The following is a 21,818-nucleotide window of genomic DNA, read 5'->3' as shown; positions in this document are numbered from 1 at the left end:
GCGGGCGAGTTCGTGCTCGATGGCGTCGCGGCCCTCGTGGAAGTGGTGCCGGCCCTCGTAGTGGACGGGGATGGCGGTGCGGGGTCGCAGCAGGCGGCACAGGTGGACGGCCTGGGCGGCGGTCATGGTGTAACGGACCGGTCCGGTGATCGGGAAGCGCACACCGCCGTACAGGACGGTGTCCCCGGAGATCCACAGGGCGCCGTGCCGCCGGCCTTCCCAGGTGAGGGCGAAGCCGGTGACCTGTCCGGTGAGCGGTCGGGACAGGGGCGGGCCGAGGCGGCGGGCGCCGGCCGGAGTGGCCAGGACGGTCCGGGCGGCGCGCAGGACGTCGTGTCCGGCCCGGTCGAGGTTGTCGCCGAGCTATGTCTGTGCTCGTTCGCGGGCCGTCCGCTCCTCGGCCCGCAGCCGGGCACCCGCCCGGTCGCGACCGCCCACCGCGACTGGCACACCAGCCAGGTCTTCCACGGCACGCCCCGCCCAGCGAAGAACGACCCTCACGTCTCCGTGGGCTGCTGATCGCCGCGTTCTTGCTCCTTCGCCCAGACACTCGCCCATGCGTCGAGCGGACGGAGGGCGTCACGGAGTGCCGTCCCCAGCGGGGTCAGCTCGTAGCCGTCGGCCGAGGGCGCGATGATGCCGCTCGATACGAGTTCGCGGAGCCGCTGGTAGAGGACGCTGGATGACAGCCCTTCGCACCGCGCCAGCAGCGCGCGGGCGCCGAGCGGCCCCGCACGCAGTTCCCAGAGGATGCGCAGCGCCCACCGACGGCCGAACAGGTCCAGCGCGGCCATGAGGGGATGGCCGGTCGTCGATCCACGAACCGGTGTCCCTGGGCGCGGTGTCGACATGGCCCTCCTTGCGTTTCGTTATTCGAAACACTAGCATCCATCCCGGCGTTTCTGATTTCGAAACGGACTCGGCGGGAGAGCCGATGTCCACGTCACTTGACGGAGGTCGTCATGCACAAGCTGGTGGTCCTGTATCCCGAACCCGACGACCCTGAGCACTTCCGCGACTACTACGTGACCAAGCACCTGGCGCTGATCAAGAATTGGCCCGGCCCGCTTGCCTGGCGCTACAGCTTCGACGTGACGACCGTCTCCCCGGGGTCGGCCACCAAGGGCGACACGACCTACTTCGCGGTCTTCGAAGCCGACTTCGCCGACGCCGCCGCCATGGCCGCCGCGCGGGCGTCGGAGTACGGCCAGCGCGTGGCCGCCGATGTCGCCAACTACGCCACCGGCGGCGCGGTCGTCCTCCACTACCCGGCGCAGGGCGGCACCGCTTGAGACAGTCCGGCAACGGCGGGCCGATGTCCTGGCCGGATGTGACGGTGGTCGATGCGTGCGTACGGCGTGACGGCCGGGGCGGCAGCCCCACGTCCGTCACCGACGACGACCCGGCGGCGACGGACGCGGACCGGCGTACGGTCGCCGCTGCGGCCGGCACCTCGCACGCGGCGTTCCTCGGCCCGCGGCGAGCGCCGGACGGCGGCTGGCCGGTCCGGTTCTTCACCGCCACCGCCGAACTGTCCGGCTGCGGCCACGGCACCGTCGCCGCGCAGGCCGTCCGGCTGGCCCGCACCTCGCTGGACGAGCTGAACGACCGCCAACTCACCGGCGGGCGCACGTTCGACACCACCGCGATCCGCCGACCCGCCGGCATCGAGGTCTGGTTCGACCAAGGCCTCGTCGCGCTGCGTCACCCAGAACCGGACGAGCGCGACGCGATCGTCGCCGCGCTCGGACTCACCGCGGACGATCCGCATCCGACCGACACGCCACGGATCGCCGCGCCCGGCGCCCCCCGCATGCTGGTGCCGGTCCACGACCGGTCGGCGCTGCTCCGGATCCGCCCCCGCCTCGACAGGCTGGCGGCGGCGTGCCGGCGGTACGGGCTCCTCGGCTGTTTCGTGTACGTACCGCCGGTGGACGGCCGCCCGGGTGCGGCGCGGATGTTCGCGCCGGCGATCGGTGTCGACGAGGACGTCGCCAACGCCAACAGCACCGGCTGTCTGGCCGCCCACCTGCTCGACACGACAGGGGCGCGGACGGTCGAGATCGAGGTCGAGCAGGGTGACGCCCTCGGCCGACCGGCCAGTGTGCTCGCCTCGGCCCGGCGCGGACCGGCGGGCATCACCACCCGGGTCGGCGGGTTGGCGGTGATCCGCGACGGACACTGAGGCGACGACCAGACCATCCTCTTCAGCGGAGCGCGCGCTCCAGCCGTTTTCAGCGGAGCGTGCGCTCCAACCGTTCCGACACCAGCTTGACGAACCGGGCAGGCTCCTTGGGCTGTCCGCCCTCCGCGAGGACGGCCAGTCCGTGCAGCAGTTGGGCGGTCTCGGCGAGCTCCGCCCGGTCCTCCCCCTGCTCCGCGTAGGCCTGCCGCAGGCCACGGACGAGCGCGTGATCAGGGTTGAGTTCCAGAATCCGCTTGGTGACCGGCACCTCCTGGCCCATCGCCCGGTACATGTTCTCCAGCGCCGGTGTGAGGTCATGGGCATCGGAGACGACACACGCCGGTGAGACGGTCAGCCGGGTCGACAGCCGCACGTCCTTGACCTCCTCCCCCAGCTGCTCCTTCATCCACTCCAGCAGGCCGGCATAGCTCGCGTCCTGCTCCTCACGTGCGCCGTCCTGCTGTTCGTCGCCCTGGACGTCGAGCTCGATCTCGCCCTTCGCGACGGACCGCAGCTGCTTGCCCTCGAACTCGCCCACGGCATCGACCCACACCTCGTCGACGGGGTCGGTCAGCAGCAGCACCTCCACGCCCCGGGCCTTGAACACCTCCATGTGCGGGGAGTTCTCGATGCTCTGCCGGGACTCGCCGGTCAGGTAGTAGATGTGCTCCTGACCCTCCTTCATCCGCTCCACGTACTGCTGAAGCGTCGTCGGCTCGTCCCCCTCATGGGTGCTGGCGAAGGACGCGACCGCGAGAAGGGCGTCGCGGTTGTCCGGGTCGCCGAGCAGCCCCTCCTTGAGCACGGCACCGAACTCACGCCAGAACGTGGCGTACTTGTCGGGGTCGTTGGCCTTCATCTCCTTGACCGACGACAGGACCTTCTTGGTCAGCCGCCGCTGGATCATCCTGATGTGGCGGTCCTGCTGGAGGATCTCCCGGGAGACGTTGAGCGACAGGTCCTGCGCGTCGACGACACCCTTGACGAAGCGGAGGTACGGCGGCAGCAGCGCCTCGCAGTCGTCCATGATCAGCACGCGCCGGACGTAGAGCTGCAGACCGCGCCGGAAGTCCCGGGTGAACAGGTCGTGCGGGGCGTGAGCCGGCAGGAACAACAGCGCCTGGTACTCGAAGGTGCCCTCGGCCTGGAGCCGGATCGTCTCCAGAGGGTCGCGCCAGTCGTGGCTGACGTGCTTGTACAGCTCGTGGTACTCGTCCGCCGAGACCTCTTCGCGCGAGCGCGCCCACAGGGCCTTGCGCGAGTTCAGCGTCTCCGGCTCGGCCGTCTCCTCGCCGGCGCCGGCCTGCGGGACGAGACGGATCGGCCAGGTGATGAAGTCCGAGTACCGCTTGACGATCTCCCTGATCTTCCAGGTCGAGGTGTAGTCGTGCAGCTGGTTCTCGGGGTCGGCGGGCTTGAGATGCAGCGTCACGGACGTGCCCTGCGGCGCCTCCTCGACCTTCTCCAGCGAGTACGTGCCCTCGCCACGCGACGACCAGCGCGTGCCGCCGCTCTCGCCGAGGCGCCGGGTCACCAGGGTCATCTCGTCGGCCACCATGAATCCGGCGTAGAACCCGATGCCGAACCGGCCGATCAGCCCCTCCGCGCCGGCCTCGTCCTGGGCCTCCTCCAGTTCCTTGAGGAGGGCGGCCGTGCCGGAGTTGGCGATGGTGCCGATCAACGTGCCGACCTCGTCGTACGACATCCCGATACCGTTGTCCCGCACGGTGAGCGTACGGGCCTCCGGGTCCACGTCGATCTCGATGTGCAGGTCGGAGAGGTCCGCCCCGAGGCTGTCGTCGCGCAGGGCGGCAAGGCGCAGCTTGTCGAGCGCGTCCGAGGCGTTGGAGACGAGCTCCCGCAAGAAGACGTCCTTGTTCGAGTAGACCGAATGGATCATCAGCTGGAGCAGCTGACGGGCCTCTACCTGAAACTCAAACGTTTCGGTGGACATGATCGCGTGTCCCTCACAGGTCCCTGAGTCGCGGAAAACTAGCGACAGTCACTTTAAAACACCACGTCAGGGTGTTTCACGTGAAACTGACGCTTAGTCACGCCTCAGTCCTGGCGAGCCGTGACATCACCGTTGGTCGTAGTCAACGTCATCAGGCGGTTTCGGTCAGCGTCCGGGGCATGGACATCGGTCGCGGTACGCCCGTTGTCGGTGCTCATCGCGACACGGTAGGCCGGGGCATCGCGGGGAACGGTGACATCGACCGAGCCGTTGACGGTCCTCGCGGTCACGCCAGAGGGCGCGGCAGCGCACTGCAACACCACATCGCCGTTGACGGTGCTCGCGTGCAGTCGGCCGGCCTCGAGGGACGTCGCGCGCACCGATCCGTTGCGGGTGGACAGCCGCAGCGGGGCGTGCTCCTGACCGGAGTGGGTCACCGTCACGTCGCCGTTGACGGTCGTGACGTCCAGCGCGGCGGCGACGTCCACCACGTCGACGCCGGCGTTGCGAGCGGTGACGGTGACCTTCGCACCGTCGGGGATCTTGACGTACGGCATGCGTGGACAGCCGTGGCCGTCATGGTCGGCGCAGTCCAGATCCAGAGTCCAGCGGTCCCCGTGGTGGGACCAGTGCCCGTCGATCCGGTCGTCCACGGTGATCCGGTCGCCGTCGGCCGGGCGCAGCCGCAGTCCGTTGTCGGTGCTGATCAGCACTTCGTCCCCGGACGCGGCCGCACGCAGTGCGTTGTCGGCTCGGGAGGTGCCGGTGTCGCCGTTGTCGCAGGAGCCCGCGAACGGTAACGCCAGCAGCAGCAACGTCGCAGGCATGAGGTGCCGTTGGGACATCAGCTTCATGCACAACGGTTGCCCCGCATCGACGCGGCCATGGCGGCGTCTGTCAGGACCGGTCAGGATCGGAGAAGCCTCGGGCCCCATGCCGGTTCTAGCGTGATGGTCATGGCAACCAAGACTTCCACCGCAGCCGGCATCTCTCTCACGTCCGTCACCCTGGAGGTGAACGACCTGGCCGCCGCCCGCGCCTTCTACCACGCGTTCGGCGTGGACGAATACGTACGCCTCCAGGCGTCCCAGGCCCCGTCCACCGGGTTCCGCGGCTTCACGGTCGCGCTCACCGTCTCCCAGCCGTCCACCGTCGACGGTTTCGTCGGTGCCGCCGTGGAGGCGGGCGCCCTCGTGCTGAAGCCCGCCTCGAAGTCGTTCTGGGGCTATGGCGGTGTCGTCCAGGCGCCGGACGGCACGATCTGGAAGATCGCGACCTCGGCGAAGAAGAACACCGGCCCCGACACCCGCACGGTCGACGAGGTGGTCCTCCTCCTCGGCGTCGAGGACGTGAAGGCCACCAAGCAGTGCTACGTCGGTCAGGGCCTGAGCGTGGCCAAGAGCTTCGGCGGCAAGTACGTCGAGTTCGCCCCCGCCGCGAACAGCCCCGTGAAGCTGGCGCTGTACAAGCGCGCGGCCCTGGCCAAGGACCTCGGTGTCCCGGCCGACGGCACCGGCGCCCATCGCATCGTCCTCGGCGGCGCCACAGACGGCTTCACCGACCTGGACGGCTTCGTGTGGGAGGCCGCACCGCCGGCTGGGGAAACGCGGTGACAGCGAGCACGCCGAGCTGCTCATGCGAGCGGCCGCCGTCCCCAGGCCTGGCTCGGCGCTTCGATGCAGCGGTGGGTCAGAGCGCACAGCGGCAGTAGTACGAGGAAGAACGCCGCCAACAGTGCCGGCCTGTCCCGGTGCTGGCGGCCGAGGGTGTGGTCGATCACTGCCAGCAGCACCGGATGCACCAGATAGACGGAGTAGCTGATGGTTCCCAGCGCGGTGAGCGGGCGGGGGATGCGCCGGTGGCGCAGTGCCAGTGCGGCGCCGAAGGTGAGGACGGCGAGTACGAAGGCCGCGATCCAGCCGCGTCGGGTGAAGTGGTCACCGTCGCCGAACCGGTACGCGCAGCCCACGGCACAGGCGATGACGACGACCGCGGAGCCGACCGCGAGCCGTTGGCTGATCTGCCGCTTCTCGGCTCGGTAGACCGCCGTACCGAGGAACATCACGGCGAGGATCACCAGGCCTTCCCAGGTCGGGACCGTGCCGTTGAGCACGACCAGGACGAGCGCCAGCACGCCGCCCAGCACTCCCCCGAACCTTCGCAGCACGGGTGAGCCGGCGCTTGCGCAGCAGACGGCGACCGCCATGGCGATCGCGGCGACGGCGGCCGACGGGCCGCTGCCGAAGGTGCCGGACAGCGCGGAGGGCCGCAGCACCGTCTGCGTCGCCACGCTCAGGGCGGCGAGCACGGCCAACGTGACGGCGAGGGCGGCGGATTGCCGGTGCCGGCGGATCGTGAAGAGCGCTACGACCAGGAGATAGAACGCCATCTCGTACGAGAGGGTCCACAGGGTGAGCAGGAGGCTCGGTGTGCCCAGCAGCTCCTGGAGCATGGTGACGTGGGCGACGGCCACCGTGGCGGCGCTGTGCCCGCCGAGGTCAGGCAGCCGGGCCAGTCCCAGGAGGTTCATGGCGAGGAACGCCGTGACGGCTGCCGCCCACATCGGGTACATGCGGAAGAACCGTCCGGTCCAGAACGTGCGGACGCAGCCCCGGCGTTCCAGCGACGCGGGGATGATGTAGCCGCTGACCAGGAAGAACACCATGATGCCGTAGCGGCTGGTGTTGAACTGCGGCATCAGCTCCCGCCGGAAGTCCGCCATGAACGTGTACGACGCGTGGTCGAGGACCACGACGAGTGCGGCGAGGCCGCGCAACGCGTCCAGCCAGCCCAGTCTCGACGGCCCCGCGGTCGCGACGGCGGGTCTCGGCGATGTTTCCGGGGCGGACGGTGGGGGTGCTGGTGAAGCGGGGGCGGGGGGCGGTGATTCCATGCCGGGGCAGCGTCCTCTTCGGTGACGTGTGGGTCGGAGTGCGGATGAGGTGCGGACGAGTGCCGTCCGTTCCGGGCGCGGGGCGCCACGCACGTCAACGAGTCCAGTCGCCGGGGCGTTGTTCGGCATCACCGTTTTGGCGATCGAACAATGACGGGCCGTATATGTCCTCGTAGAGAGTGCCGTGCGAGGGGGTGGACGGGGTGGCGGGGCGTCGTGAGGTACCGGTGGACCCGGCGGCGGGTCCGGTGCAGCGGTTCGCGTTCGAGTTACGTCGGCTGCGGGCGGAGGCGGGCGGGATCACATACCGGGCGCTGGCCTCGCGCGCGGGCTATTCCATGACGACGCTGTCGCAGGCGGCGGCGGGCGAGCAGTTGCCGACGCTGCCGGTGGTGCTGGCCTATGTGCGGGCCTGTGCCGGTGATGCCGCCCGATGGGAAGCCCGGTGGCAGCAGGCCATGCGGGAGTGCGTCGACGGCGCCCCTGAGGAGGACGGGGCCGTTGCGCCGTACCGCGGCCTGACCCGGTTCGAGCCCGGTGACAGCCATCTGTTCTTCGGCCGGGACCAGCTCACGGCCGACCTGGTCGACCTGATGCGCCGACGCCGTGTCGCCGCGCTGTTCGGCCCGTCCGGCAGCGGCAAGTCCTCCCTGCTGCGGGCCGGCCTGATACCCGCCCTGCGACACCCCGCCCTGCCGGACCCGCCTCCCGCCGCGATCCGGATCCTGACGCCGGGCGAACGCCCCGCCCGCACCCACGCACCCCTGCTCACCCCGGCCGACAGCCCGGAAGCAGACACGTTCGTCATCGTCGACCAGTTCGAGGAGGTCTTCACCCTCTGCCACGATCCGGCGGAGCGCGCCCGCTTCATCGACCTGCTGCTCAGCGCCCGCCGTCCCGAGCGCCGCATGCGGGTGCTGCTGGCGGTCCGGGGCGACTTCTACGGCCGCTGCGCCGAGCACCGCGGCCTGGCCGACGCACTGCGCGACGCCAACCTGCTGGTCGGCGCGATGACCCCCGCCGAACTGCGGCACGCCGTCGTCAAGCCGGCCACGCACGCCGGGCTGAAGGTGGAACGCGCCCTGACCGCCCGGCTGGTCAAGGACGTCGCCGACGCGCCGGGCGGGCTGCCGCTGCTGTCCCACGCTCTGCTGGAGACCTGGCGCCGACGGCGTGGCAAGACCCTCACGCTGGCGGGCTACGAGGCGGCCGGATGCCTGGACGGCGCGATCGCTCAGAGCGCCGAGCAGTTGTACGACGGTTTCACCGCCGACCAGGCGGCGGCCTGCCGCCGGATCCTGCTGCGTCTGATCGCCCCGGGCGACGGCACGCCCGACACCCGCCGTCCGGTTGACCGCGGCGAACTGCGCGGCACCGAAGCGGGCGACAGCACCGAGGTGCTGGAGGCGCTGGCCGCGGCCCGGCTGCTCACGCTGGACGGCGAGAGGGTCGAGCTGGCCCACGAGGCCCTGATCACGGCCTGGCCCCGGTTGCGCGGCTGGATCGAGGAGGCCCGCGAACGGTTGCGCGTGCACCGGAGCCTCACCGAGGCGGCCCACGCCTGGCTGGAACTGGACCGCGACCCGGGCGCCTTGTACCGAGGCAGTCGGCTCGCCCTCGCCCGGGAGGCCCTCGGCGCCGCGCCGCACGGGGAGTTGACCGACTTGGAGCGTGCCTTCCTCGACGCCAGCCGCGCCCATGCACGCAAGGGTCGTCGCCGCCATCGGCTGGTGCTCGGCGCCGTCACCACCGCCCTGTGCCTCGCCCTCCTCGCCGCCGGCCTCGCGGTCAGACAGTGGCACAACGCCGTCAACGCCCAACAGCTGGCCCAGTCGCGGCAGTTGGCCGCCCAGTCCCGCGCCCTGCTGGACACCGAACCCGACCTCGCCGCACTGCTCGCCGTCCACGCCTACCGCACCAGCCCGAGCCGCGAAGCCACCGCCGCCCTGTACGCCGCCGCCGCGCTACCGCTGCCCCAGCGGCTGACCGCCGGCACGGCACCCGTGCAGTCCCTCGCCCTCAGCCCGGACGGACGCACCCTCGCCACGCAGAGCACGGACGGCACCGTACGGATATGGAAGCTGCCCGAGGGCAGGCTCCTGCGTACGCTCACCGGCCATCGCATCACGTCCGTCGCGGCGTTCAGCCCCGATGGACACACCCTCGCCACGACAGCGGAGGGCACGACAGGTCAACTCGTGCTGTGGGATGCGGAAACGGGCCGGAAGGTCGCCGCCTTCGCCGTACCCGACAGTCCGGTGCGCGCGGTCGACTTCAGTGCCGACGGCCGCAGCCTGGCAGCCGCCTCTCGTACGGGCGTACGGATCTGGGACGTCGCCACCGGCCGTACCCGCCATCACTTCACCGGCCTGCCCGACCTGGAGACGGCCGCCTTCGGCCCAGGCGGACGCACCCTCGTGGCGGTCACCGTCGACGGACGCACGCGGGTGTGGGACCCGACCACCGGCCGGACCCGCACCACCGGCGATCACCACGTGAACCCCTACGCGTACACGGCGGTCTTCAGTCCTGACGGCCGGACCTACGCGCATGTCGGCGCCGACGGGACCCTACAGCTACGGGACGTGGCCTCCGACAAGGTCCGGCACACGCTCGACGTCCGCCCCGCCACGTCGAGCCGCGTGGCCTTCTCCCCCGACGGCCGCACCCTCGCCGTCCCGGGCATCGGCGACACCGTGAGCCTGTGGGACACCGTCACCGGCACCCTGCGATCCACCGTCACCGCGGGCCGTCATGGCCGCGGGGTCATGACGGTGGCCCTCGGCACGGACGGCCGGACCCTGATCACCAGCAGCAACCTCGACCCCACCGTCCGAGTCCACCGTCTGCCCGCCGACCGTCCGCGGACCATCCTCACCGGCACTTCTCTCAGCGACCTGGCCTTCAGCCGGGACGGGCGCACGCTGGCCACCGTGCGCCCGGGTCCGCCGGGCCGCGGGGTCGTCCAGCTCTGGAACGCCCGTACCGGCCACCCCCGATCCGCCCTGAAGCTCGACACCGACCCGGCACCGCACGGGTCGGGCCCGCCGCACGTGATGCCCCGCCCCGCCGCTGTGACGCTCGGCCCGACCGGCCAGGGCCTGGCCGCCCGGACGCTTCGCGCCTCCCTCCGCGACCAACGGATCGAAGTCAGGGACGTCGCAACCGGCCGCCTGCGCCACAGCCGGGTCCAAGGCGCCCTCGACAGAGCCGTCTTCAGTCCCGACGGCACACGTCTCGCGCTCGTCGGCCAGGACGGATCGGTGCGGATCTGGCACCTTGCGACCGGGGCCCTCCGCATCGCCCGCACCGACCACGACGAGCCCGTCCGAGCGGTCGCCTTCGCCCCCGACAGCCGCACCCTCGCCGTCGTACGCATCACACCGACCGGCGAACAGATCACCCTGCACGACGCCGTGACCGGGCGCCCCCGGCGCACCATCGACCCGGGCACCACAGCTCCACTGACCCTCACGTTCGGCCCCGACGGACACACCCTGGCCACGGCGAGCACCGGCAACGGAACCGTCAGGACCTGGGACACCCGCACCGGACGACTCCAGGGCACCTTCCGTGTCAGTGCCGAGGTGTCTTCACTCGCCTTCAGCCCGGACGGACGCACCCTGGCCACCGGCAGCGCCCGCGGAGTCCAGTTGTGGGACCTCGCCACCCTCCAACCCCGCGCCACACTGCCCGCCCGCACGCCGACAGCCCTGGAATTCAGCCCCGACGGACGTACGCTCGCCGTCGCCGACGGCAGCACCGCCGAGCTGTGGAGCATCGACCTACCCGACCCGGACGAAGCGATCCGCACCATCTGCCAGGCCGAGACCGGCTGCCCCCGCAAGGCTGAGTAACTGGACGGCATCGCCGAGTGTCTGACACTTCGTCGTTTCCATCCTCATCGAATTCATTGCCGGTCGCCGCCCTGTCACGCGAGTATCTGCTGGCGCTACCAGAGCGATATTTTCCTGCCGGAACGGGCGACCTACCGGTATGCGATGAAAGGGGGCAAGAGTGGCGGCATTTCGGCGAACTCCCGGCGCAAATCGGCCTTTCGCCATGGCCGGTGTCGTGTCCGTGGCCTTGGCCGCCGTGGCAGGCGGCATTCACACATTCACCGATTCCTCGCCGTCCTCCTCGACTGCCGTGGCTGGAAAAGAACCGCGTGAGCCCTCGCGGCAGGAGTTGAGCCTTCTCCATGACGCCGGTGAGATCTTGCTGCGTGACTGCATGGAGCGGAAGGGCTTCGCATACCAGCCGGTCAAGGAGAACCCGGTTCCGGACGCTCGGGAGTTTCCCTACGTACTCAACGACGTGGCGTGGGCCCGGAAACACGGCTACGGCACGGACATACAGCACGAACTGTCCGAGATGAAGAGAACAGACGCCAACCAGCTTTATTTCCGCGGTCTTCCGTCCAAACAGCGGGTGGCTGCTCTGACGGCGGCCAACGGTTCCCGCCCCCTGACGGTGACGGCCAAGACCCCCGACGGCATGGTGTACCAACGCAGTCCCGAGGGCTGCCAGTCGGAGGCCGACGCGACGCTCTACGGCAATCTGCACGACTGGTTCCAGGCGAAAGTCACCGTCGACGCACTCACGGCGATCCGCCAGGGAAAGGTCATCGCGGATCGGCGGTTCGCCGAGGCGGTGAAGCCCTGGGCCGTGTGTATGCGGGCAGCCGGCCACCCCTACACGAGCCCTGTTGACCTGCGAACGGAGACCGGTTCGCGCAGGCCTCCGCTTTCCCGGAGCGAGGAGATCTCACTCGCCGTCACCGAGGCACAGTGCGCCCACACCTCGGGCTTGGCCAAGACCGCACGGGACTTGGACCTGCGGTACGCCCAACGCCTTGAGCGGCAATACCAGTCGGCCGTGCGCACCTACCGGGAACTGCAACTGAACGCACTCGCGCGTGCCCGCGAACTCACCCGGAAGGCCGGCACATCCTCATGAACCCGAAGAAATCCGCAACGAGAGGAAAGAACATGAGAACAGTACGCAACACTCTGATCGGCGCAGCTCTCGCCGCCGTGACGGTGACAGGCACACCGCTCACCGCACAGGCATCCGAACCCGCTCCCGTGCCCTCAGCGCGCCCGGCCGCCGACGGCCTTCTTCACGTCTACTACAACAGGGGCTACTCGGGTTGGTGCGACGACTGGTCGGGGGAGGCCCCGGACTGGGGCAGCTGCCGCAACCAGGTGAGTTCGCTCTGGAACAACGGCTATCCGGGCAACCTGGACGACGTCTGGGTGTACTGGGGCCTGAATTACACCGGTGCACGTCGGGGCGTCTACAACGGCGTAGGACTCAGCGACCTTCGCGAGTGGACCTTCGACGCGAACACCGGCCCCGGGTCAGGGGAATGGCTCAACGACAACATCTCCTCGCATCGGTGGACGAACCTGCCCTGAGGGGAAACCCGCCATTCTCCAACCGGTATCGGCCACTCCCACAACCCTCGTCCCAGCATGAGGCTCCTAGTACTGCGGAACCAATTCCAGGCCCCTGACCAAGGCCTGCCTCGCAATTCGGGGGATGACATGCTGACGTTCCATTTCACGAGCGCGGACATCGCACGCGTACGGGTGGCGAGCCGACCGGATCCGATGTGGGAGCTGCTGCTCAGCCTGCATCTGGTCAGGGGCGACGACGGGGCGGTCGTCTTCGGCCCGTGGAAGAGACAGGTGCGGTCGCGGCTCCCCGCCGCCGTCCCCATGCTCTTCGACCTCGCCCCGCCCCGGGGCTACTCGGCCGATTTCCTCACCCCGGCCCCCGGCGGGGACGGGGTGGAGTCGGGACTCGACGCCGTTCTGTCCACCCCGAGGCGGGTGCTGCGCCGGGACGTCGGAGGGCTGGTCGCCGCCCAGCGTCCCGGCACCTGGCTCCGTTCCCTGGCCGAGGGGGACCTGGGCACCCTGCGCCGCCTCGACCGGACCCTGCGCGACTACTTCGCCGTCGCCCTGCGGCCGCACTGGACCCGGGTGCGCACGGCCTTCGACCGGGACCGTGCGCTGCGGATGCGGGCCGTGACGGACGGGGGCGTCGAGGGCATGCTGGCCACCCTGCACCCGGACCTGCGCTGGCGGTCCGGCCGGCTCACCATGACCAGCGCCTGCGACCGCGACATCCACCTCGACGGGCGGGGTCTGCTCCTGCTGCCGTCGTTCTTCTGCTGGCGCGCTCCGATCACCCTGCGCGACCCCGGTCTGCCTCCGGTGATCGTCCACCCGATCGCCCATGACCTGGGCTGGGCGCAGCCGGGCGCCGAGCCGCCCGGCGACCCGCGGGAGGCCCTGCGCACCCTCCTGGGCCGGACCCGCGCCGATCTGCTCGCCGCGCTCATCGCGGGCGGCGGGTCGACCGGGGAGCTCGCCCAGCGGCTCGTCGTCTCCCCCGCCTCGGTGTCCCAGCACACCGCCGCGCTGCGTGACTCCGGACTGATCGTCACCCGGCGCCGCGGACCGGCCGTCCACCACAGCGCGACCCCGCTGGGGGAGGCGCTGGTGGACGGCCGCCGCGGCATTCCACCGGTCCCGTCCGGATGAAGGCTGCCCTGGTCAGGCGCCCAGGGTGAGCACCCCCGCGCCCTGCCCCGGAGCCTGGGTCCAGCCCTGGATCCGCTGGGCGAGGCCGCGGAGGCGGGGATCACCGGGGCGTACGGCGATCTGGAAGTGTGCCGCGTGCGGTCGGCGCAGGTGGCCGCCCCAGGCCACCACTCCCCCGCACTCCTTGAGGATGTCGCGCACCACGGCCAGCTGGTGGGCGAACAGCACGCCGGTCGCGGCCGGCGGGTAGGCGGCCGGGCGTATCTCGACGGCCGTGCCGGAGGCGTAGTTGGTGGTGTGTCCCGTCAGCCCCGCCGCGGGGCGGTGCCCGGCGAGTTCGTGCCGGGTCACCTCCTCGACCTCGTAGTGGAAGCGGCGGATGACGTGCAGGAGCACCGTGGAAGCGTCGCCCTCCAGCAGGGCGACGGAGGCCGGGGTGCCCGGGACCGGCAGGGTGCTGATGCCGGTGGTGGTGAGCGGCCATCCGTTGGTGCTGGTGGTTCGGGCCGCGGCCGAAGCGGGAGCGGCCGTCGGCAGGGAGATGCCGGCCGCCACCGCCCCCGCGAGTCCGGTGAGCAGCAGGGTCCGCCGGGGCAGGCCTCTGCCGCCCGGTGTGTCCGTGTCTCTCGTCTGCATGTGGGTTCCCCCCTTCAGCGGCGCAGGGCCGCGTTGTAGGTCTCGAAGATGCTGTAGAGGTCGCGGGCTCGACGACCGTATTCGTCAGCGCCGTTGTACTGGGCGAGCACCGTGACGATCTCGGCGTCGGAGTAGCTCAGCCGGTCGGTGGTGATGCCGTTGATGGCGGCGGACCAGATGTGGATCAGCGGGACGGTGCTCACGTTGTAGTCGTCGTCGTTGCGCAGCTGGTCCCAGACCGCCCGGCGCGCCCGCCAGTCCTCCGTGTCCTGGATCGGGCCCGAGATCACGTCCGCGCGGATGCAGTGGTTACGGGCCTTGATCCCGGTCCTGCCGAAGATCTGGGCGACGCCCGTGCTGGAGTCGTCCTTGATCACGGTCGGCGGGGAGGGCGGTGACCCGACAGGGTCCTGCTCCCAGGCGGCCTGCGCCTCCTTCCAGTTGAAGTAGGAGTCGACCAGCACATCCACGGCCTCGTCGGTGAAGTCGGCCTGGTACTCCCAGAAGACCACGGCCTGGATCAGCGACTTGCGCATCCGGAAGGACCGGGCCAGGCCCGTGATCAGCGCGTCCATGTCGAGGACCTTGCCGATGCACTCCGCGGGGGTGCGGTCCCGGTACCAGTCGTCGTGGCCGTTGGCCACGATGTAGGTGCCGAGATCCGTGGTCAGGGCACCCCGGCGGCTCAGGTCGAAGGGCACGTCCAGCGCGGTGTCCGGTCCCCGGGGCGTGAACTGGGTCTGCCCGGTGTCGCGTCCGGACGCGACATCCTTGTCGATCTCGATGAAACCGGTGCCCGAACCCACGGTGATCGTCGCGATCTGGTCGAAGGCCCAGTCCTTCGGCAGCGGGAAGCCCAGGTTGCCGCTGTAGCCGGTCGACATGTCCGACACGAAACTGGACACCGTCAGACCGGCCTTGGCGAGCCGGCTGCAGATGTTGCGGGGCGCGTAGACGCCGACGCGGTACTCGCTGCCGTAGGCGGCCATACGGCCCGTCAGCCCGCGGAAGTGCGGGATGACCCGGCTGGTGATCTCCTCGTCGACGGCGTCGTAGTCGACGGAGAAGTAGATGGTGGTCCCGGCACGGAAGCCGTGTCCGCGGGCCGCCTCCAGGGCCGCCAGGGCGTCCGTGGCACCCTGGTGCGCGTTGAAGTACTCCGGGTCGCCGCCGTTGGTCTGGTAGATCGGGAAGACCGACAGGCCGCCCGCGACGATGTTGGCGAGTTCGCCGGGCTGGATCTTCTTGTTCTTCGGGTTCGTGACGTTCGCGTTGGTCAAGTACCGCCCCACCGTGGTGTATCCGGCGGCGCGCAGCGACTGGGCGCGGGCCGGGGTGATCTCGGTGATGCAGTCGGCGGCGGTGCCGGGCCGGCTCGGGTCGCCGGTGCTGACCAGCAGTGAGGCCCAGGTGCGGAAGTCCGCGGTGCCGGTGGTGGGCAGCAGTTGGGCGAAGTGCTGGAAGTCCACGACGGTACTGAGCAGCGACCCCGAGTAGAAGCCGTCGAACGCGACGTCCCAGCCGTTGAACCGCATGGCCGCCTGGAACAGGTGCACGAACTGCTTGGCGCCGTCGGCCGAACCGAGGCCGAGCATCGCCTGCGCCCTGATGCCGTCCTGAGTGCCGGGGCCGAAACGCCCGTTGGCGACGTCGTCGCTCATGCCGATCTCGTACTGGAGGGCGAAGACCAGCGCCTTCTGCACGTCCCGGGAGAAGTTCCCGTCGGCCGGGCAGATGAAGAACTCCCGCCGCTGGACGTACCGCCCGTTGAGCCATTGCTGGATCTGGCGCACCTGATCGGTGCCGTTGCCGACCCGCACGTACGGGTCCATCGTGAGGAGCGCCTTGAACACCTTCGGCTGAAGGCCGTTGCCCGGATACGTCCCGCCCACGCCCATGTCGGCCTTGAGCCGGGCGACCGAGTCCGCGGTCCTGCCGTTGTAGGTGCCGTCGATGCCGCCGCCGTCGTAGCCCTTGCAGTACAGGCCCGACTGGATGACGCGGTAGATGTTCTCGTGCCGGGTCCGGTCGTCGATCTGCGCCCCGTACCGGGACTGGAGCTGGCTCAGCGTCGTCGGACCGAAGGAGTCCGACAGCGTGGTGATGCCCAGCTCGTACTGGAGCGCCCGGGTCAGGCCGTACATCACCGTCCAGCTGGTGCGTCCGTTCACCTCCACCTTGGGGATGCCGGGCACGTTGTAGGAGTTGATGAACTGCTGCGCGCGTTCCACCATCTCGTCGGCCATGTGCGCCTCTTCTCCGTGTGGTGGGGCGTCAGACCCAGTCCTGGTAGATGCCGCCGTTGCAGCGGGTGGTGCGGAAGCCGCTGTCGTCGCTGTCGTCGATGCAGCGGTCGGTGTACTGGTTGCGGAAGGTGAGGCGCACCGAGTGGTGGCGTGAGACGAACCAACTCACGTACTCCGAGCTGTCGCAGTACTGGGCGCTGAACCCGGCCGGGCCGTCGTAGACACAGCGTCCCGTGACCTTGTTCTGGAAGCGGCGCGTGCCGTCGTTGAAGACATGGACGTCCCACTGCTGGTACTGGCCGCTGTTGCAGGGAAACGTACGGAACCCGTACTCGTAGCTGTCGTCCATGCAACGCTGCGTGCCGAGGCTCTGGAAGGTGTTCACGACGAGGACGGCGGTGCCGCCGTCCCGGGACTCCTGTACGGCCTCGGCGCTGCCGGTCGTGGTGACCAGCGCGCCCGCGCAGAGCAGGGCCGCCGCCGCGGTTTTGAGTGACTTCATGTCATCCCCCGGATGCTGAGTGGTCGGACTCGCACGCCCAGACTGGAACCGGGGCCTCATGGTCACCAGACGTTTCAGCTATATCCGAAAGGAGGTTCGCGACGGTGTCGGGGGTCAGGAGGTAGGGCTGACCCGTTCAAGTGTTTGACGTGCCCATGTGGCAGGATCCGCTGGCATGTCGTCCTTTCGTCCACGCGCGTGGTCAACAGCCCTCCGGCGTCTGCTCGTTGTCCCCGTCACCCTGCTGGTGGCTGCCGGCGCCACCGGTGCCGCACCGGCTCCCGAAGCCGGCGCCGCGACGCCCGACCGGCTGCGCTACGACGTGTCCCTGCGCAGCGACGCCGACGGCTCCCACTGGACCGGGCACCAGCGGGTGTCGTTCAGGAATGCCTCCGACCGGCCCCTGCGTGAGGTGTACGTACGTCTGTGGGGCAACGGCGACGACAAGTGCGGCACGCCGGGTAAGCCGAGTCCGGTCAAGCTGTCCCACCTGCATGGCGGCACCGCGGGCTCCCTGAGCGTGAACTGCACGGCGCTGCGCATCACCCTGCCCAGGCCCCTCGCGCACGGCGAGCGGACGGCGCTCTCCTTCGACGTGTCCATCGCCGTGCCCCAGCGCAACGCCCGCTTCGGCCGCGAGGGCGCGTTCCGCTTCCTGGGCAACGCGCTGCCGGTGCTCGCCGTGCACGACGCGAAGGGATGGCACCTCGATCCCTACGTGTCGACCGGCGAGAGCTTCTACGCCCTGGCGAGCGACTTCCGGGTGCGGATCGACCACCCGTCAGCCCTCAAGATCCCTGCCACGGGCCGTACTTGGACCACCGGTGGCGAGCCCGGACGCACGGTCACGCACAGCGTCGCGCACCAGGTGCGGGACTTCGCCTGGGCAGCGGGCCCGTTCCGTACGGCGACGGACACCTCGCCCGGTGGCGTCCGCGTGAAGTCGTACTGGACGCCGAACACACCCGCGGCGGGTGTGCGCCTCAATCGCAAGGACGGCGTCGCCGCCGTCGACCGGTTCGGCAGGGAGTTCGGTCAGTATCCCTACGGCGAGATCGACTTCGTGATGGCCAAGGACTTCGGCGGCGGCATGGAGTACCCCGGCCTGGTCATCCTCGGCACCACCGAGGAAGGCAGCGCCGTCGTCCACGAGGTGGCCCACCAGTGGTGGTACGGCATCGTCGGCGACGACGAGTACGGCGCGCCCTGGCTGGACGAGAGCTTCGCCCAGTACGCCAACTACCGCTTCCTCGGCGTGGACACCCGCGACTGCTGGTCGGACATCGGCTGGCCCAACCAGTCCAGCGCGCTCACCAACTCGATGGCGTACTGGAGCACGCATCCAAACGAATACCACCTCATCTACGTGGCCGGCCCCTGCGCCCTGGCCGACCTGGAGCGCACCGTCGGAGCCGACAAGATGGCACGCCTCCTCAAGCGGTACGCCCACGACCACTGGTACGGCGTCTCCACCACCGCCGACTTCAAGAAGGCGGCCCAGTCCGTGACGGACAAGGACCTGACGGCCTTCTGGCGGAAGCACCGCATCCGGTGAATCAGCAGGGCTCAGTGCAGGCCGAGGAGGGCCTCGGCGGAGAACGGGCGTAGTTCGTCCTCGCGGCCGTCACGGATCTTGGCCACCCACTCCGGGTCCGAGAGCAGCAGCCGCCCGACGGCCACGAGGTCGAACTCGTCCCGCTCCATGCACTCCACCAGGCGGTTCAGCGAACCGTTCGCCGCGCCCTTGCCCTCGATGAGCGCGCTCAGGAACTCGCTGTCGTCGAGCCCGACCGAGCCGACGGCGACCGTCGGCAGACCGGTCAGCTTCTTCACCCAGCCGGCCAGCGAGAGGTCCGAGCCGGGGAATTCCGGCAGCCAGAAGCGCCGGGTCGAGCAGTCGATGACGTCGACGCCCGCCTCGATCAACGGGCCGAGCATCAGCTCCAGTTCGTCGGGGGTGGCCGCCAACCGGGCGCCGAAGTCACCGACGGTCCACTGGGAGATCCGCAGGAAGAGCGGGAAGTCGTAGCCGACCGCGGCCCGGCACGCCGCCACCAGCTCGGCCGGGAAGCGGGTACGGCCGCCGAGGTCACCGCCGTATCCGTCGGTGCGCGTGTTGATCTCGGGGCGGAGGAACTGGTCGATCAAGTAGCCGTGTCCGCCGTGCAGTTCGAGACCGTCGAAGCCCAGGCGCTGGGCGTCCGCGGCGGCCTGGGCGAACGCGGCGACCACCTCGGCGATGTCGGACTCGGAGAGCGTGCCGGGCCCGGCGGCGGGCACCTGTGGGTCGGGCACGTCGGCGCCCTTGCGTTCCAGGCCGGCGTGCCACAACTGCGGGATGATGCGGCCGCCTTCGGCGTGGACCGCTTCCACGACCCGGGCCCAGCCCGCGAGGGCGTCCTCGCCGTGGAAGCGCGGCACGGTGGTGGTGGGGGCGGCCGCGGGGTGGCCGACGACCGTGCCCTCGGTGACGATGAGGCCGACGCCGCCCCGGGCCCGGCGCGCGTAGTACTCGGCGACCTCGGGGCCGGGAACGCCGTCGGGCGAGAAGTTGCGCGTCATCGGCGCCATGACGACACGGTTGGGCAGGCGCAGCCCACCGACCGAGAAGGGGCGGAACAGGGGGGCCACCGCGGGGACGGAGGCGGGCGTGGGGGCAGGCGTTCGGGGGGCGGAGGTGGTGGTACCGGGCATGAGGGCTCCCTCGGTTGCAGAGGTCGGACGTCAGGGGTGGGGTGGCGCGCCGGGGGCACGGGCCGGTTCGCTCCCCGGCGCGTTCTCACGCGGAGCGGCGCTCGGCGGCCTGCGCGGTGTGGCGGTACGCGTCGGCGGTCTCCCGGCGGGCCAGTTCCACCGCGCGGTCCAGACTCGTGCGCGCGGGCAGGCCGAAGATGTCGACGATGGTGGCGAGACGGTTCTCGAGGGTGCCGCCGACGACGTGGTACGGGATGCCCAGCTCGTCGAGCGTGTCGCGCAGCAGCTCGTCGGACATGCTCCGGAAGCGCTCGGAAACCGGGCGGTGCCCGTCGGCGACCAGGTCGAACTCCACCGGCAGATGGATGAAGACGTCGTAGGCCCGGCGCGCGTGGTCCTTCAGCACCGCGCCCAGGGCGTCGATCACCTCCTCGTAGAAGTCCGGCGCCGCTCCCCCGGTCTCGTAGCCGTCGGTGGGATGGATCCCGGCGCGGACGCGCACCTTGCCGTAGACCCACTCGTGCAGGGAGGACCCGTCGGAGACGAATCCGTCGGGGAGGTGGGACTCGTGCACGGCCCGCTCGGTGAACCGGTGGACGCCCAGCTGGACCAGTTCGGCGGCCGTGCACTCCTCCAGGCGTTTGCCCGGCAGCACGTCGGCCAGGATCTCGCGCATGGTCCGGGCGTGGGTGCGCGGTACTCCCGTGAGGTGGGCGAGGGCGATGGTCGTCGTGGTCTTGCCCGTGCTGTAGGTACCGGAGATGGCCAGGCGCCGCATGGACGTGCGGTTGCGTTCCGCGCGCGCCGGGGTGGGGGCTGTCGTCGTCATCGTGGTCCTCGGTCGGGTAGTCGGTGTGCCACGGAGAACCTTCCGGTGATGCCGTGGAAGGCGTAGCCGAGTTCGCAGACCCGCCAGGTGTCGTCGGCGATGATCAGAAGGCGGGTGTCCTCGATGCGCGCGTGCACGGGGAAGGCCTGATCCAGTGCGCGCAGCGGCATACGGGTGGACAGGGCTGCCTTGCGCAGCCAGAGGGTGTCGCTGTCACCGCGGTCGATGCCGTCGAGTTCGTACAGCAGGACCTGGGCGAGCTGGCCCGTCACGGTGATGGCGTCGATCATGGACGCGCTGGGCAGGTAGGCGGATTCCAGTCCGGTGGGCCGCGGCCGGCTGTCGCTCTCGCCGGGCGCGGGCGTGATGCGGACCGTGGCGTCCACGCGTCTCGCGTCCCGGTCGACCGTCAGATGGGTGACCCGCTGGTCGCGGTGGCGGAAGAGCTCGGCGAAGTAGCGCCGGCACGGCTCGCCCAGGGCGTCCTCGGCGCTCGGGTGACGGGCTTCGGCACGGTCGGGCCGGTAACCGCCCGCCACTTCGTGCTGGATCTCGCAGCGGACCTCCATCGAGCCGATCCGGACGTCCAGGGAGGAGGCCAGCAGGCCGTCGGCGACGCGCTCCGACTCGGCGGGGCGGAAGACGCCGTGCACGGGGATGTCGGCGAGGTCCTCTTGTGGATGGACGCCGGCTCGCAGGCTGACCGCGCGCAGCCACATGCGGGAGCGGGCGCCCGCGTCGAGGCCGTAGGCGTGGCCGAGCAGGATCTCGGCGAGCTGCGCGCCCAGGGCCAGGGTGTCGACGCTGCTGAGATGCGGCAGAAGCTCGCCGGTGCCCTTCGCGGACCAGTGGGCGGGGTACGTCACCGAGGCGTGGGCGGTCGCCTCGGTGGAGTCGGGGCGGCGGGAGACCCGGATGGCCTCCAGCCGGTGCCGCACACGACGGAAGCCGGCACCGAAGTAGCGGTGCTCGCCGGGCCCGAGATAGTCGTCGATGGCGGCGACACTCAGCCGGGCCCCGGCCGGGCCCGTCACGGGCGCCTCGTGGGAACGGCACGGGCGGGCGGGCGGTTCACCCAGGGGGCGGCCATCAGCCGGTGGAACATCTCCTGCGAGGAGAGCAGAAGCGTGGCCGCGGGCGGGAACGGGGCCGCGGGCGGGAGCGTGCCTGGCGTGCGGTCGGGGTCCGCGGGCGGGTACAGGGCTGTCGTGCGGTCGGGACCTGCAAGCGGGAGCAGGCCTGGCGTGCGGTCGGGACCTGCGGACGGGAGCAGGGCTGTCATGCGATCCGGACCTGCGGACGGGAGCAGGCCTGTCATGCGATCC

At 70.5% G+C, this 21,818-nt stretch carries 20 protein-coding genes; 9 read left to right on the top strand and 11 right to left on the bottom strand.

Annotation, left to right across the window (positions count from 1 at the left end; genetic code table 11):
* The first annotated feature begins 12 nt into the window (after window positions 1–12).
* A complete protein-coding gene (locus CRP56_RS47805) occupies window positions 13–519 on the top strand; it encodes a hypothetical protein (protein WP_179850904.1) in 507 nt (168 codons plus the stop codon).
* On the opposite strand, the gene CRP56_RS39500 is transcribed toward CRP56_RS47805, so the two are convergent.
* A complete protein-coding gene (locus CRP56_RS39500) occupies window positions 498–794 on the bottom strand; it encodes a winged helix-turn-helix transcriptional regulator (protein WP_097272425.1) in 297 nt (98 codons plus the stop codon). The two genes, CRP56_RS47805 and CRP56_RS39500, sit on opposite strands and share 22 nt — an antisense overlap.
* A 168-nt stretch (window positions 795–962) precedes the next feature.
* On the opposite strand from CRP56_RS39500, the gene CRP56_RS39495 reads away from it, so the two are divergent.
* Together CRP56_RS39495 and CRP56_RS39490 are read left to right on the top strand one after the other, a co-directional pair.
* Entirely contained in the window at window positions 963–1,292 is a 330-nt protein-coding gene (locus tag CRP56_RS39495) for an EthD family reductase (RefSeq protein ID WP_097272423.1), read from the top strand.
* Window positions 1,289–2,185 carry a PhzF family phenazine biosynthesis protein gene (locus CRP56_RS39490; protein ID WP_257041570.1) on the top strand — a complete coding sequence of 299 codons (897 nt, stop codon included), beginning with the start codon at window positions 1,289–1,291 and terminating at the stop codon, window positions 2,183–2,185. The genes CRP56_RS39495 and CRP56_RS39490 overlap by 4 nt, the downstream gene beginning before the upstream one ends.
* Window positions 2,186–2,234: 49 nt before the next feature.
* Here CRP56_RS39490 and htpG read toward each other — a convergent pair whose 3' ends face one another.
* Window positions 2,235–4,139, bottom strand: a complete 1,905-nt coding sequence (htpG, locus tag CRP56_RS39485) for a molecular chaperone HtpG (RefSeq protein WP_097272419.1) — start codon at window positions 4,137–4,139, stop codon at window positions 2,235–2,237.
* 104 nt (window positions 4,140–4,243) lie between these two features.
* A complete protein-coding gene (locus CRP56_RS39480; protein ID WP_257041569.1) occupies window positions 4,244–4,966 on the bottom strand; it encodes a DUF4097 family beta strand repeat-containing protein in 723 nt (240 codons plus the stop codon).
* A gap of 123 nt (window positions 4,967–5,089) precedes the next feature.
* On the opposite strand from CRP56_RS39480, the gene CRP56_RS39475 reads away from it, so the two are divergent.
* On the top strand, window positions 5,090–5,752 hold the full coding sequence (locus CRP56_RS39475) for a glyoxalase (RefSeq protein ID WP_097274935.1): 663 nt from the start codon (window positions 5,090–5,092) through the stop codon (window positions 5,750–5,752).
* A 20-nt stretch (window positions 5,753–5,772) separates the two neighbouring features.
* Here the strand turns inward: CRP56_RS39475 and CRP56_RS39470 are convergent, their stop codons facing one another.
* Window positions 5,773–7,032 carry an acyltransferase family protein gene (locus CRP56_RS39470; RefSeq protein WP_097272415.1) on the bottom strand — a complete coding sequence of 420 codons (1,260 nt, stop codon included), beginning with the start codon at window positions 7,030–7,032 and terminating at the stop codon, window positions 5,773–5,775.
* A 203-nt stretch (window positions 7,033–7,235) separates the two neighbouring features.
* Between CRP56_RS39470 and CRP56_RS39465 the strand changes: the two genes are divergently transcribed.
* The 4 genes from CRP56_RS39465 to CRP56_RS39450 all read left to right on the top strand — a co-directional run bounded on the left by CRP56_RS39465 (window position 7,236) and on the right by CRP56_RS39450 (window position 13,586).
* Window positions 7,236–10,889, top strand: a complete 3,654-nt coding sequence (locus CRP56_RS39465) for an nSTAND1 domain-containing NTPase (protein ID WP_097274933.1) — start codon at window positions 7,236–7,238, stop codon at window positions 10,887–10,889.
* A gap of 205 nt (window positions 10,890–11,094) precedes the next feature.
* Window positions 11,095–11,991 (top strand): hypothetical protein, encoded by an 897-nt coding sequence (locus tag CRP56_RS39460; RefSeq protein WP_143664974.1) that lies wholly within the window; start codon window positions 11,095–11,097, stop codon window positions 11,989–11,991.
* Between the two features lie 32 nt (window positions 11,992–12,023).
* Window positions 12,024–12,452 (top strand): hypothetical protein, encoded by a 429-nt coding sequence (locus tag CRP56_RS39455; protein WP_097272411.1) that lies wholly within the window; start codon window positions 12,024–12,026, stop codon window positions 12,450–12,452.
* Window positions 12,453–12,581: 129 nt separating this feature from the next.
* Window positions 12,582–13,586 (top strand): ArsR/SmtB family transcription factor, encoded by a 1,005-nt coding sequence (locus CRP56_RS39450; RefSeq protein WP_097272409.1) that lies wholly within the window; start codon window positions 12,582–12,584, stop codon window positions 13,584–13,586.
* Window positions 13,587–13,598: 12 nt separating this feature from the next.
* On the opposite strand, the gene CRP56_RS39445 is transcribed toward CRP56_RS39450, so the two are convergent.
* Genes CRP56_RS39445 through CRP56_RS39435 form a run of 3 tightly spaced genes read right to left on the bottom strand, consistent with a single transcriptional unit; the run spans window position 13,599 to window position 16,970 of the window.
* Window positions 13,599–14,222: a hypothetical protein gene (locus tag CRP56_RS39445; protein ID WP_097272407.1), complete on the bottom strand. Its 624-nt coding sequence runs from the start codon at window positions 14,220–14,222 to the stop codon at window positions 13,599–13,601.
* 14 nt (window positions 14,223–14,236) lie between these two features.
* A complete protein-coding gene (locus CRP56_RS39440) occupies window positions 14,237–16,468 on the bottom strand; it encodes a glycoside hydrolase domain-containing protein (protein ID WP_097272405.1) in 2,232 nt (743 codons plus the stop codon).
* 28 nt (window positions 16,469–16,496) lie between these two features.
* Window positions 16,497–16,970: an RICIN domain-containing protein gene (locus CRP56_RS39435; RefSeq protein WP_097272403.1), complete on the bottom strand. Its 474-nt coding sequence runs from the start codon at window positions 16,968–16,970 to the stop codon at window positions 16,497–16,499.
* 175 nt (window positions 16,971–17,145) lie between these two features.
* Between CRP56_RS39435 and CRP56_RS39430 the strand changes: the two genes are divergently transcribed.
* The gene (locus CRP56_RS39430) at window positions 17,146–18,525 is read left to right on the top strand and encodes a M1 family metallopeptidase (protein ID WP_097272401.1); all 1,380 of its coding nucleotides are present in this window, start codon (window positions 17,146–17,148) and stop codon (window positions 18,523–18,525) included.
* Window positions 18,526–18,536: 11 nt separating this feature from the next.
* Here the strand turns inward: CRP56_RS39430 and CRP56_RS39425 are convergent, their stop codons facing one another.
* The 4 genes from CRP56_RS39425 to CRP56_RS47275 all read right to left on the bottom strand — a co-directional run bounded on the left by CRP56_RS39425 (window position 18,537) and on the right by CRP56_RS47275 (window position 21,775).
* Window positions 18,537–19,664: an NADH:flavin oxidoreductase gene (locus tag CRP56_RS39425; protein WP_097272399.1), complete on the bottom strand. Its 1,128-nt coding sequence runs from the start codon at window positions 19,662–19,664 to the stop codon at window positions 18,537–18,539.
* A gap of 85 nt (window positions 19,665–19,749) precedes the next feature.
* Complete coding sequence (locus CRP56_RS39420) at window positions 19,750–20,493, bottom strand: ATP-binding protein (protein WP_257041566.1); 744 nt, start codon at window positions 20,491–20,493, stop codon at window positions 19,750–19,752.
* The gene (locus CRP56_RS39415) at window positions 20,490–21,527 is read right to left on the bottom strand and encodes an AvrD family protein (RefSeq protein ID WP_097272397.1); all 1,038 of its coding nucleotides are present in this window, start codon (window positions 21,525–21,527) and stop codon (window positions 20,490–20,492) included. The genes CRP56_RS39420 and CRP56_RS39415 overlap by 4 nt, the downstream gene beginning before the upstream one ends.
* Window positions 21,524–21,775: a hypothetical protein gene (locus CRP56_RS47275; RefSeq protein WP_143664973.1), complete on the bottom strand. Its 252-nt coding sequence runs from the start codon at window positions 21,773–21,775 to the stop codon at window positions 21,524–21,526. The genes CRP56_RS39415 and CRP56_RS47275 overlap by 4 nt, the downstream gene beginning before the upstream one ends.
* Between the last annotated feature and the right edge of the window lie 43 nt (window positions 21,776–21,818).

The sequence above is a fragment of the Streptomyces sp. TLI_55 genome (assembly GCF_900206255.1).
Lineage (GTDB): Bacteria > Actinomycetota > Actinomycetes > Streptomycetales > Streptomycetaceae > Streptomyces > Streptomyces aquilus.
The sequence above is the reverse complement of the archived record's forward strand: the minus strand, read 5'-3'. Positions and strand labels throughout refer to the sequence as shown.

Bases quoted from the DNA above. Each gene is read 5' to 3' on its own strand.
- CRP56_RS39500 (WP_097272425.1), bottom strand. From the start codon at position 794: ATGGCCGCGCTGGACCTGTTCGGCCGTCGGTGGGCGCTGCGCATCCTC.
- CRP56_RS39495 (WP_097272423.1), top strand. From the start codon at position 963: ATGCACAAGCTGGTGGTCCTGTATCCCGAACCCGACGACCCTGAGCAC.
- htpG (WP_097272419.1), bottom strand. From the start codon at position 4,139: ATGTCCACCGAAACGTTTGAGTTTCAGGTAGAGGCCCGTCAGCTGCTC.
- CRP56_RS39480 (WP_257041569.1), bottom strand. From the start codon at position 4,966: ATGCCTGCGACGTTGCTGCTGCTGGCGTTACCGTTCGCGGGCTCCTGC.
- CRP56_RS39475 (WP_097274935.1), top strand. From the start codon at position 5,090: ATGGTCATGGCAACCAAGACTTCCACCGCAGCCGGCATCTCTCTCACG.
- CRP56_RS39470 (WP_097272415.1), bottom strand. From the start codon at position 7,032: ATGGAATCACCGCCCCCCGCCCCCGCTTCACCAGCACCCCCACCGTCC.
- CRP56_RS39460 (WP_143664974.1), top strand. From the start codon at position 11,095: ATGGCCGGTGTCGTGTCCGTGGCCTTGGCCGCCGTGGCAGGCGGCATT.
- CRP56_RS39455 (WP_097272411.1), top strand. From the start codon at position 12,024: ATGAGAACAGTACGCAACACTCTGATCGGCGCAGCTCTCGCCGCCGTG.
- CRP56_RS39450 (WP_097272409.1), top strand. From the start codon at position 12,582: ATGCTGACGTTCCATTTCACGAGCGCGGACATCGCACGCGTACGGGTG.
- CRP56_RS39445 (WP_097272407.1), bottom strand. From the start codon at position 14,222: ATGCAGACGAGAGACACGGACACACCGGGCGGCAGAGGCCTGCCCCGG.
- CRP56_RS39440 (WP_097272405.1), bottom strand. From the start codon at position 16,468: ATGGCCGACGAGATGGTGGAACGCGCGCAGCAGTTCATCAACTCCTAC.
- CRP56_RS39435 (WP_097272403.1), bottom strand. From the start codon at position 16,970: ATGAAGTCACTCAAAACCGCGGCGGCGGCCCTGCTCTGCGCGGGCGCG.
- CRP56_RS39430 (WP_097272401.1), top strand. From the start codon at position 17,146: ATGTCGTCCTTTCGTCCACGCGCGTGGTCAACAGCCCTCCGGCGTCTG.
- CRP56_RS39425 (WP_097272399.1), bottom strand. From the start codon at position 19,664: ATGCCCGGTACCACCACCTCCGCCCCCCGAACGCCTGCCCCCACGCCC.
- CRP56_RS39420 (WP_257041566.1), bottom strand. From the start codon at position 20,493: ATGACGACGACAGCCCCCACCCCGGCGCGCGCGGAACGCAACCGCACG.
- CRP56_RS47275 (WP_143664973.1), bottom strand. From the start codon at position 21,775: ATGACAGCCCTGCTCCCGTCCGCAGGTCCCGACCGCACGCCAGGCCTG.